Source organism: Streptomyces sp. NPDC007901, assembly GCF_042959465.1.
Taxonomy (GTDB): domain Bacteria; phylum Actinomycetota; class Actinomycetes; order Streptomycetales; family Streptomycetaceae; genus Streptomyces.
Genome location: NZ_JBIBKW010000001.1, coordinates 1,197,031 through 1,207,197, shown reverse-complemented (window position 1 = coordinate 1,207,197; position 10,167 = coordinate 1,197,031). Strand labels below are relative to the sequence as shown.

General features: G+C 70.7%; 7 protein-coding genes and 1 pseudogene. 4 read left to right on the top strand and 4 right to left on the bottom strand.

The window, feature by feature from the left end; translation table 11 throughout:
• From ACFZDK_RS05785 to glgB, 4 genes and pseudogenes are all read left to right on the top strand, one after another.
• A pseudogene (locus tag ACFZDK_RS05785) lies at positions 1-759 on the top strand (alpha-1,4-glucan--maltose-1-phosphate maltosyltransferase); the annotation flags it as partial.
• Positions 756-2,459 carry a maltose alpha-D-glucosyltransferase gene (treS, locus tag ACFZDK_RS05780; protein ID WP_390970018.1) on the top strand — a complete coding sequence of 568 codons (1,704 nt, stop codon included), beginning with the start codon at positions 756-758 and terminating at the stop codon, positions 2,457-2,459. The pseudogene ACFZDK_RS05785 and the gene treS, both read left to right, overlap by 4 nt.
• A gap of 100 nt (positions 2,460-2,559) precedes the next feature.
• Positions 2,560-3,930, top strand: a complete 1,371-nt coding sequence (locus tag ACFZDK_RS05775; RefSeq protein WP_390970017.1) for a maltokinase — start codon at positions 2,560-2,562, stop codon at positions 3,928-3,930.
• A gap of 17 nt (positions 3,931-3,947) precedes the next feature.
• On the top strand, positions 3,948-6,131 hold the full coding sequence (gene glgB / locus ACFZDK_RS05770; protein ID WP_390970015.1) for a 1,4-alpha-glucan branching enzyme: 2,184 nt from the start codon (positions 3,948-3,950) through the stop codon (positions 6,129-6,131).
• Here the strand turns inward: glgB and ACFZDK_RS05765 are convergent.
• From ACFZDK_RS05765 to ACFZDK_RS05750, 4 genes are all read right to left on the bottom strand, one after another.
• A complete protein-coding gene (locus ACFZDK_RS05765) occupies positions 6,106-8,346 on the bottom strand; it encodes a HelD family protein (RefSeq protein WP_390970013.1) in 2,241 nt (746 codons plus the stop codon). The genes glgB and ACFZDK_RS05765 overlap by 26 nt on opposite strands.
• A 180-nt stretch (positions 8,347-8,526) precedes the next feature.
• On the bottom strand, positions 8,527-8,862 hold the full coding sequence (locus tag ACFZDK_RS05760) for a thioredoxin domain-containing protein (RefSeq protein ID WP_390970011.1): 336 nt from the start codon (positions 8,860-8,862) through the stop codon (positions 8,527-8,529).
• Complete coding sequence (locus ACFZDK_RS05755; protein WP_390970010.1) at positions 8,859-9,287, bottom strand: MerR family transcriptional regulator; 429 nt, start codon at positions 9,285-9,287, stop codon at positions 8,859-8,861. The genes ACFZDK_RS05760 and ACFZDK_RS05755 overlap by 4 nt, the downstream gene beginning before the upstream one ends.
• A gap of 29 nt (positions 9,288-9,316) precedes the next feature.
• Complete coding sequence (locus ACFZDK_RS05750; protein WP_390970008.1) at positions 9,317-10,090, bottom strand: DUF2127 domain-containing protein; 774 nt, start codon at positions 10,088-10,090, stop codon at positions 9,317-9,319.
• Positions 10,091-10,167 lie beyond the last annotated feature (77 nt).

Sequence of the window (10,167 nt, the reverse complement as noted above, 5' to 3'; positions counted from 1 at the left end):
CTCGCCGAGGCCTTCACCCGCCCCGCGATGATGCGCACCCTCGCCCAGATCGGCTTCCAGCAGTCGTACACGTACTTCACCTGGCGCAACACCAAGCAGGAACTCACCGAGTACGCGACCGAACTCGCCGCCGAGACCGCCTCCTACATGCGGCCGAACTTCTTCGCGAACACCCCGGACATCCTGCACGCCTACCTCCAGCACGGCGGCCGACCCGCCTTCGAGGCCCGCGCCGTGCTCGCCGCCACCCTCTCCCCCACCTGGGGCATCTACAGCGGCTACGAACTCTGTGAGAACACCCCGCTCAGGGAAGGCGGCGAGGAGTACCTCGACTCCGAGAAGTACCAGCTCAAGCCCCGCGACTGGGCCCGGGCCGACACCGAGGGAATCGCCCCGCTCGTCACCCGGCTCAACACCCTGCGGCGCAGCAGCCCGGCCCTGCGGCAGCTGCGCGACATCCACTTCCACCATGCCGACAAGGAGGAGGTGATCGTCTACAGCAAGCGGAGCGGATCGAACACGGTTCTGGTGGTCGTCAACCTCGACCCCCACCACACCCAGGAGGCCACGGTCTCGTTGGACATGCCGCAACTCGGCCTGAACTGGCATGAGTCGGTACCGGTGCGCGACGAGCTCACCGGCGAAACCTACAACTGGGGCAGGGCCAACTATGTGCGCCTGGAGCCGGGTCACCGGGCCGCGCACATCCTCACCGTCCTGCGACCGTCCCCGCGGATCGGAGGGTCACCCACACAATGATCGTCAACGAACCCGTCCCGGACACCTTCGAGGACACGCCTGCCAAGGACCGGGACCCCGACTGGTTCAAACGCGCCGTCTTCTACGAGGTCCTGGTGCGCTCCTTCCAGGACAGCAACGGCGACGGCATCGGCGACCTCAAGGGCCTGACCGCGAAACTCGACTACCTGCAGTGGCTCGGCGTCGACTGCCTCTGGCTGCCGCCCTTCTTCAAGTCCCCCCTGCGGGACGGCGGTTACGACGTCTCCGACTACACCGCCGTGCTGCCCGAGTTCGGTGACCTCGCCGACTTCGTGGAGTTCGTCGACGCCGCCCACCAGCGCGGCATGCGCGTCATCATCGACTTCGTCATGAACCACACCAGCGACCAGCACCCGTGGTTCCAGGAGTCGCGCAAGGACCGGAACGGCCCGTACGGCGACTACTACGTGTGGGACGACAAGGACGACCGCTACCAGGACGCGCGGATCATCTTCGTCGACACCGAGGTCTCCAACTGGACCTACGACCCGGTCCGCAAGCAGTACTACTGGCACCGCTTCTTCTCCCACCAGCCGGACCTCAACTACGAGAACCCGGCCGTCCAGGAGGAGATCCTCTCCGCGCTCCGCTTCTGGCTGGACCTGGGGATCGACGGCTTCCGGCTGGACGCGGTGCCGTACCTCTACCAGAGCGAGGGCACCAACTGCGAGAACCTGCCCGCGACCCACGACTTCCTGAAGCGGGTCCGGAAGGAGATCGACGCCCAGTACCCGGACGTGGTGCTGCTGGCGGAGGCGAACCAGTGGCCGGAGGACGTGGTCGACTACTTCGGCGACTACGCCAAGGGCGGGGACGAGTGCCACATGGCGTTCCACTTCCCGGTCATGCCACGGATCTTCATGGCCGTGCGCCGGGAGTCCCGCTACCCGGTCTCGGAAATCCTCGCCAAGACCCCGGCCATCCCGTCCGGCTGCCAGTGGGGCATCTTCCTGCGCAACCACGACGAGCTGACCCTGGAGATGGTCACCGACGAGGAACGCGACTACATGTGGGCCGAGTACGCCAAGGACCCACGGATGCGCGCCAACATCGGGATCAGGCGGCGGCTGGCCCCTCTCCTCGACAACGACCGCAACCAGATCGAGCTGTTCACCGCCCTGCTGCTCTCGCTCCCCGGCTCGCCGATCCTCTACTACGGCGACGAGATCGGCATGGGCGACAACATCTGGCTCGGCGACCGCGACGCCGTCCGCACCCCCATGCAGTGGACCCCCGACCGCAATGCCGGCTTCTCCTCCTCCGACCCGGGGCGGCTGTACCTGCCGACCATCATGGATCCCGTCTACGGCTACCAGGTCACCAACGTCGAGGCGTCCATGTCGTCGCCCTCCTCGCTGCTGCACTGGACCCGCCGCATGATCGAGATCCGCAAGCAGAATCCTGCCTTCGGACTGGGGTCCTACACCGAGCTCCAGTCGTCGAACCCGGCGGTGATCGCGTTCCTGCGGGAGTACGAGGACGATCTCGTCCTCTGTGTGCACAACTTCTCCCGGTTCGCCCAGCCCACCGAGCTGGACCTGCGGCGCTTCGACGGACGCCATCCGGTGGAGCTGTTCGGCGGGGTGCGGTTCCCGGCGGTCGGCGAGCTGCCGTATCTGCTGACCCTGGCGGGGCACGGCTTCTACTGGTTCCGGCTGCGCGCGGACGCGGCCCAATAGAGCTCGATCGACGAGAGCCCGGGCGGGCCCGGTTTCCCCCGGCCCGCCCGGGGCACGCATCACTCACGCCCCCGACGATCCGGGGAAAGGACGTACCGCCATGGCGGAAACGGTCACCCCCTCCACGCCCCCTCTGCTCGCCTCGCTCGACCCGCTCCTGCGCGACTGGCTGCCCCGGCAGCGCTGGTTCGCCGGCAAGGGCCGCCCGGTCACGGGCTTCGCCATGGTGGCCGAGACCGAACTGCTGCCGTCGGACAGCCGGGTGGGCCTGCACCATCTGCTGGTCCGCGCCCACCAGCCGCCCGCCCCCGCCGAGGCCGGCGACTGCTACCAGCTCCTCATAGGCGTGCGCGAGGCGCTGCCGCCCCGGCTGGCGCCCGCGCTGATCGGACATGTGGCCGACGGCCCGCTGGCCGGACGCACGGTGTACGACGCCCTGTACGACCCCCGGCCCGCCGAGATGCTCCTGGAGGCCCTGCGCACCCGGGCCCGCATCGGCGGGCTGCGCTTCGAGCGCGACCCCGGCCAGGAGATACGCGACGGGCTGGTGGCCCGGCTGATGACCGGCGAGCAGTCCAACTCCTCGGTCGTCTACGGAGATACGTTCATCCTGAAGCTGTTGCGCCGGGTGGTGCCCGGCGTCAACCCCGACCTGGAGATACCCCTGGCGCTGGCCCGCGAGGGCTGCGCCCGGGTGCCCGCCCCGACCGCCTGGCTGCGGGCGGAGCTGGGCGGGGAACCGTACGTGCTGGCCGTGCTCCAGCCCTTCGTGCGCGGCGCGACCGACGGCTGGGAGCTGGCGCTGCGCGAGCTGGCCAAGGGCGAGGACTTCACGGCCGAGGCGCGGGCGCTGGGCCGGGCCACCGCCGAGGTGCACACCGCGCTGGCCCGGGCGCTGCCGACCGTCACCCTCGGGCACAGCCAGCTGGAGTCGCAGGTCGCGGGCATGGTCGAGCGGCTGGAGGCGGCCGCGCAGGCGGTGCCGGCGCTGCGGCCGTACGAGGACGGGCTGCGGTCCGCCTTCCGGGCGCCGGCCCAGCTGGCCGCCGAGGGCAGTACCTGGACCGCACAGCGGGTGCACGGCGATCTGCATCTGGGGCAGTGTCTGCGCTCGCCGTCGGGCGAGTGGTCGCTGATCGACTTCGAGGGTGAGCCGGCCCGCCCGCTGGCCGAGCGCCGCATGCCGCAGCCGCCGGTGCGGGACATCGCCGGGATGCTGCGCTCCTTCGACTACGCGGCCCACTCCGTGACCCCGGCCGACCCCGGCTGGGCGCGCCGCTGCCGGGCGGCCTACTGTTCCGGCTACGCCGAGATCACCGGCACCGACCCGCGCACCGATCCCGTCCTGCTGCGGGCCTACGAGACCGACAAGGCCGTCTACGAGGTCGTCTACGAGGCCCGGCACCGCCCCGACTGGCTGCCCGTACCGCTGTCGGCCGTACACCGCCTGGCCACCCCCGACCCGAACTGATCCCGGGAGACGCGTCCGTGACCTCCAAGAACCCCGTGTCCGTAGCCGACGGCGACCGCGAACGGCTGCTGCACGGCACCCATCACGACCCGCACGCGGTCCTCGGCGCGCACTCCGTCCCGGGCGGGGTCGCCGTGCGCGCGTTCCGCCCGTACGCCCGCGCGGTGACGGTCGTCGCCGGCGAGGATCTGCGCACCGGACTCCACGACGACGGCGACGGCTTCTTCTCCGCCCTGCTCCCCCTCACCGAGGTGCCGGTCCACCGGCTGCTCGTGGAGTACGACGGGACGGTCCAGGAGACCGAGGACGCGTACCGCTTCCTGCCCACCCTGGGCGATCTGGACCTCCATCTGATCGGCGAGGGTCGGCACGAGCGGCTGTGGGAGGCGCTCGGCGCGCACCCCACGACCCACCAGGGCGTCGCCGGCACCCGGTTCGCGGTGTGGGCGCCGAACGCGCGGGGCGTGCGGCTGGCCGGCGGCTTCAACTTCTGGGACGGCACCGGCTATCCGATGCGTTCGCTGGGCTCCTCCGGGGTCTGGGAGCTGTTCGTGCCGGGCATCGGCGAGGGCGAGCTGTACAAGTTCGACATCACCCGCCCGGACGGTTCGCGCACCCTGCGGGCGGATCCGATGGCCCGCCGTACCCAGACCCCGCCGGACACGTCGTCGATCGTGGAGGCGTCCCGTCACGAGTGGACCGACGGGCAGTGGATGGCCCACCGGGGCGACACCCCCGTCCACGAGTCCCCCTTCTCGGTCTACGAGGTGCACCTGCCGTCCTGGCGCCCGGGCCTGACCTACCGCGAACTGGCCGAGCAACTGCCCGCCTACGTGCGGGACCTGGGCTTCACGCACGTGGAGCTGATGCCGGTCGCCGAGCACCCCTTCGGCGGCTCCTGGGGCTACCAGGTCACCGGCTTCTACGCGCCGACGGCCCGCCTCGGCACTCCCGACGACTTCAAGTACCTGGTCGACGCCTTGCACCGGGCCGGCATCGGCGTGCTGATGGACTGGGTGCCGGCGCACTTCCCGCGCGACGACTGGGCGCTGGCCGAGTTCGACGGGCGCCCGCTGTACGAGCACGCGGACCCGCTCCGCGCCGCCCACCCCGACTGGGGCACCCTGGAGTTCGACTTCGGCCGCCGCGAGGTGCGCAACTTCCTGGTCGCCAACGCGGTGTACTGGTGCGAGGAGTTCCACATCGACGGGCTGCGGGTGGACGCGGTCGCCTCGATGCTCTACCTCGACTACTCGCGCGAGCCGGGCCAGTGGACGCCGAACGAGCACGGCGGCCGGGAGAACCTGGACGCGGTCGCGTTCCTGCAGGAGATGAACGCGACGGTCTACCGCCGGGCGCCGGGTGTCGTCACGATCGCCGAGGAGTCGACGGCCTGGGAGGGCGTCACCCGCCCCACCGACTCCGGCGGTCTCGGCTTCGGCCTGAAGTGGAACATGGGCTGGATGCACGACTCGCTGGAGTACATGCAGCACGAGCCGGTGCACCGCAAGTACCACCACCACGAGATGACCTTCTCGATGGTCTACGCGTACAGCGAGAACTACGTCCTGCCCATCTCCCACGACGAGGTCGTGCACGGCAAGCGCTCGCTGGTCTCGAAGATGCCCGGCGACTGGTGGCAGCAGCGCGCCAACCTCCGCGCGTACCTGGGCTTCATGTGGGCCCACCCCGGCAAGCAGCTCCTGTTCATGGGGCAGGAGTTCGCCCAGGGCGCGGAGTGGTCGGAGGCGCACGGCCCGGACTGGTGGCTGCTCGACCCCGGCTACGGCGCCGAGGCCGACCACCGGGGCGTGCGCGACCTGGTCCGCGACCTCAACACGGTCTACGGCGCGACCCCGGCCCTCTGGCAGCGGGACACCGACCCGAGCGGCTTCCAGTGGGTGGCCGGCGACGCGGCCGAGGACGACGTCTTCGCCTTCCTGAGGCTCGACGCCGACGGCACCCCGCTCCTCGCCGTCGCCAACCTCTCTCCCGTGGTCCGCCACGACTACCGCCTGGGCGTCCCGGACGAGATCCCCGCCTGGCACGAGACCCTCAACACCGACGCGGCCCGCTACGGCGGCAGCGGTGTCACCAACCCCGACCCGGTGAAGCCGGAACACCACCCCTCCCACGGCCGCCCCACGAGCATCCGCCTGTCCCTGCCCCCACTGGCTACGGTGTGGCTGCGGCCTGCCTGAGCCCGTCCGGCAGGCCGCCGGTGTGCAGCACCCCCAGTCGCTGGGTCGCCCGGGTCAGGGCCACGTACAGGTCGCTGGTGCCGTACCGTCCCGGTTCCACCACCAGGACGGAGTCGAACTCAAGACCCTTGGCCTGGCGCGGGTCGAGGAGGACGACCGTGTGGGTGAGGTCGGGTTCGGCGCCGGCCGTGACGCCGTCCAGGCGGGCGGCCAGGGAGCGGTGCAGGTCGCGCGGGGCGATCACCGCGAGGCGGCCCTCGGCGGGGGTGAGTTCGACGACCGCCTTCGCGACCGCGCTCGGGAGATCGTCGGCCGCCCGCCGGATCCACGGCCGTACGCCCGTCGAGCGGACCGAGCTCGGCGGCTCGAAGTCCGGGTTCTCCGCGCGGACCACGGCCGCCGCGAGGTCCATGATCTCGGACGGGGTGCGGTAGTTGACGCCGAGGCGCGTGTGGTCCCAGCGGTCCTCGACATAGGGGTGCAGGATCTCCGACCAGGAACCCACGCCCGCCGCCTCCGCCGTCTGGGCCGGGTCTCCGACCAGGGTCATCGAGCGGGTCGGGCTGCGCCTCATCAGCAGCCGCCAGGCCATCGGGGAGAGTTCCTGCGCCTCGTCGACGATGATGTGGCCGAACGCCCAGGTGCGGTCGGCCGACGCCCGCTCGGCCGCGCTGCGGAAGTCCTCCTCCTCCTGGCGCTCGGCGAAGCGCTCGGCGTCGATGATGTCGTGCGCGGACAGCACCTCGGAGGCCTCGGGGTCCCCGTCCTCCTTGTCCTCGAACTCGTAGGTCCGGGAGGCGTAGGAGACGTCGAGGACGCCCTGGGCGTAGGCGATCTGGGTCTCGCGCTCGCGTTCCGCCCGTGCCCGGGCGACCCGCTCGTCGACGCCGAGCAGTTCGGCCGCCTCGTCCAGGAGGGGGACGTCCGAGACCGTCCAGGCCCGGGTCACCGGGCGGCGGATCGCGGCCGCGTCCTCGGCGCTGACGTACGCCTCGGGGGCGGCGAGGAAGTCGGCGACCAGGCTCCGCGGGGTGAGCAGCGGCCACAGCTGGTCGACGGCGGACCAGACCTCGGGGTTCTCGGCGAGTTCGTCGCGGATCTGGGTGATGTCGGAGGCGTCGAGCAGGCTGCTGCCGTCGAAGGGGTCGGTGCCGACCCGCTCGGCGTAGAGCTCGGTGAGGGTGTTGAGGATGTGGCCCTCGAAGTACTCGCGGGCCACGTTGTGCGGGAGCCGGGCGGCGCGGGTGCGCTCCCGGGCCATGTTCACCAGGCCGTCGTCGAGCATCAGCACCTCGCGGTCGTGCTCGATCGTGACGACCGGGTCGGGCAGCGCCTGCCGGTCGCGTACGACGGCGGCCAGCACGTCGGCCATGTCTGCGCGGCCCTTCACGGCGGCCGCCTCGGGGCTGTCGGCCGCCGTCGCCCTGACGCCCGGGAACAGTTCGCCGACCGTCGCCAGCAGCACACCCGTCTCGCCGAGCGAGGGCAGCACCTCGCCGATGTAGCCGAGAAAGGCGGGGTTGGGGCCGACGATCAGGACGGCACGCTTGGCGAGCAGTTCGCGGTGTTCGTAGAGGAGGAAGGCGGCGCGGTGCAGCGCGACCGCCGTCTTTCCGGTCCCCGGGCCGCCCTCGACCACCAGGACCCCCCGGTGGGGCGCGCGGATGATCTCGTCCTGCTCGGCCTGGATGGTCTGCACGATGTCGTTCATCCGGCCGGTGCGGGCCGAGTTGAGGGCGGCGAGCAGCACCGCGTCGCCGGACGGGTCCTCGTGCCCGGTGCGCTCCCGGTCGCCGAGGTCGAGGATCTCGTCGTGCAGGGCGGCGACCCGGCGGCCGTCGGTGGCGATGTGCCGGCGGCGGCGCAGGCCCATCGGGGTGTGGCCGGTGGCCAGGTAGAAGGGGCGGGCGACCTCGGCACGCCAGTCGACGAGGACCGGGGTGCGCTCGGTGTCGTCCAGCCGCAGCCCGATCCGCCCGATGTGGTGCTTGGTGCCGGAGGTGAGGTCGATGCGGCCGAAGCACAGCGAGCCGTCCACGGCGTTCAGTGCGGCGAGCAGCCCGGAGCGCTCGGCGACCAGGATGTCCCGCTCCAGGCGGGCCTGCATCGGCTTGTCGCCGAGGGCGAGGGCGTCCGCGACCGAGTCCTCGGTGTCGCCGCGCAGGGCGTCCACCCGTGCGTACAGTCCGTCGATGAATTCCTGCTCGTGTCGCAATTCATCGTCTGGAAATTCGGTGTTTGACAATTCCGCTCCCGCCCGGATATACTGTGCCCACTGAACTTCTTCGCGCCTCGAGCGATTTCATCATCGTCTTGAAGTCGCGAACTCTTGAATATACGCAAAGAAATCCCCCGAGCGCAATTGCCCGGGGGATTCTTCGTATAAGCGGTCGGTTCAGTCCAGTACGTCGGACAGCTCCTCCAGCAGCCGCCGCCTGGGCCGGGCACCCACCATCGCCTTCACCGGCTCACCACCCTGGAACACCATGAACGTCGGCATCGACAGCACCTTGTAGGCGTTCGTCGTCTCCGGGTTGGTGTCCACGTCCAGCTGCACCACCTTCAGCCGGTGGCCCTCCTCCTGCGCGAGCGCGGTGAGCACCGGCCCCATCTGCCGGCACGGCGGGCACCAGTCGGCGGTGAACTCCACCAGCACCGGCAGTTCCGCCCCGATCACCTCCGCCGCGAAGTCCGCGTCCGTCACCTCGGTCACACCCGCCGCCTTGATCATCGCCTGGACCCTCCCAGTTCGCAGGTCGGCTCCGGACCCCCCGGAACCAGCGCCTCGGCGGCCAATTCGTCCCGTGCCCGCTCGGCCCGCACCAGCTGGGCCCCGACGGTCGCCCGCACGGCCTGCAACTCGCCGATCAGCGCGTCCAGCTCCGCCAGCTTGCGCCGGTAGACCGCGAGCGAGGCGGGGCAGGTGTCGCCCTCCGGATGCCCGGCCCGCAGGCACTCCACGAACGGCCGGGTCTCCTCCAGCTCGAACCCGAAGTCCTGCAGCGTCCGGATCTGCGTGAGCAGCCTCAGATCGCTCTCGTCGTACGTCCGGTGACCGTTCTCGGAACGCCGCGCGGGCAGCAGCCCGCGCGCCTCGTAGTACCGCAGGGTGCGCGTGGTGGTCCCGGCCCGTGCGGCCAGCTCGCCGATTCGCATGTCCACGACCGTACGACTTGACGCCGACGTCAACGCAAGCTCGGCTCGACCCCCGCGGATTCCTCGACCTCCAGCAGCGAGGCGCTGTGCCGCTCCTCCTCGAAGGCCCGGCGCCCGCCGCGCAGCCCGAACAGCCGCTTGGCGAGGGCGATATAGAGCACCGCGAGGATGTTCAGCACCAGAGTGGCGATCTTCAGATAGCTGACTTTCTCGGTGAGCTCGTAGATCTCCAGCGGCAGAAAGGCGGCCGTGGCGACCACGGTCAGGTATTCCGCCCAGCGCTTGGCGTACCAGAGGCCGACCGCCTCGACGAGTTCGATCAGCGCGTACGCCAGCAGCAGTCCCGCCACCAGCAGCAGCGTGGAGTGCTTGTAGCCGAAGGCCTTCTGTATGGAACCGACGACCGGTGAGTGGTCGAGGTCGTAGTGGAAGTGCCGGAAGACCGGCCGGAAGGTGTCCAGGTACTCGTTGAACAGCCGGCGCACCGCGTCCTGGCTGTTGGAGAACTTCCACACCGCGACCGCGACCAGCACGATGAACACCCCGCGCACGGCCCGCTCGATCGCGAGGAAGCGCAGGATGAACAGGTCCCGCAGCACCTTCCCGCGCGGCACCAGCGGGGCGTCCTCCGCCGGCCCCGAGCCGTGCGGCTCACCGAGCACGAAGTCCCCGCAGCGCAGACAGCGCCACACGTCCCCGACCGCGGTCTGCGCGTGCAGCCGCACCCGCAGCCGCGGGTCGTCCGGGGCGTAGGTCACATGTCCCTTGCGCGCGCAGTGCCGCCGATCCCAGTCGATCTTCATCCCCCGTGCCTCCCTGCGGACGTGCCGTTCGTGTTCCGGTGGAACAGGAACGGCACGTTAGTGGATACGGCCGGCAA

Coding starts and splice junctions, on each gene's coding strand:
- treS (WP_390970018.1), top strand. CDS start 756: ATGATCGTCAACGAACCCGTCCCGGACACCTTCGAGGACACGCCTGCC.
- ACFZDK_RS05775 (WP_390970017.1), top strand. CDS start 2,560: ATGGCGGAAACGGTCACCCCCTCCACGCCCCCTCTGCTCGCCTCGCTC.
- ACFZDK_RS05760 (WP_390970011.1), bottom strand. CDS start 8,862: ATGATCAAGGCGGCGGGTGTGACCGAGGTGACGGACGCGGACTTCGCG.
- ACFZDK_RS05755 (WP_390970010.1), bottom strand. CDS start 9,287: ATGCGAATCGGCGAGCTGGCCGCACGGGCCGGGACCACCACGCGCACC.
- ACFZDK_RS05750 (WP_390970008.1), bottom strand. CDS start 10,090: ATGAAGATCGACTGGGATCGGCGGCACTGCGCGCGCAAGGGACATGTG.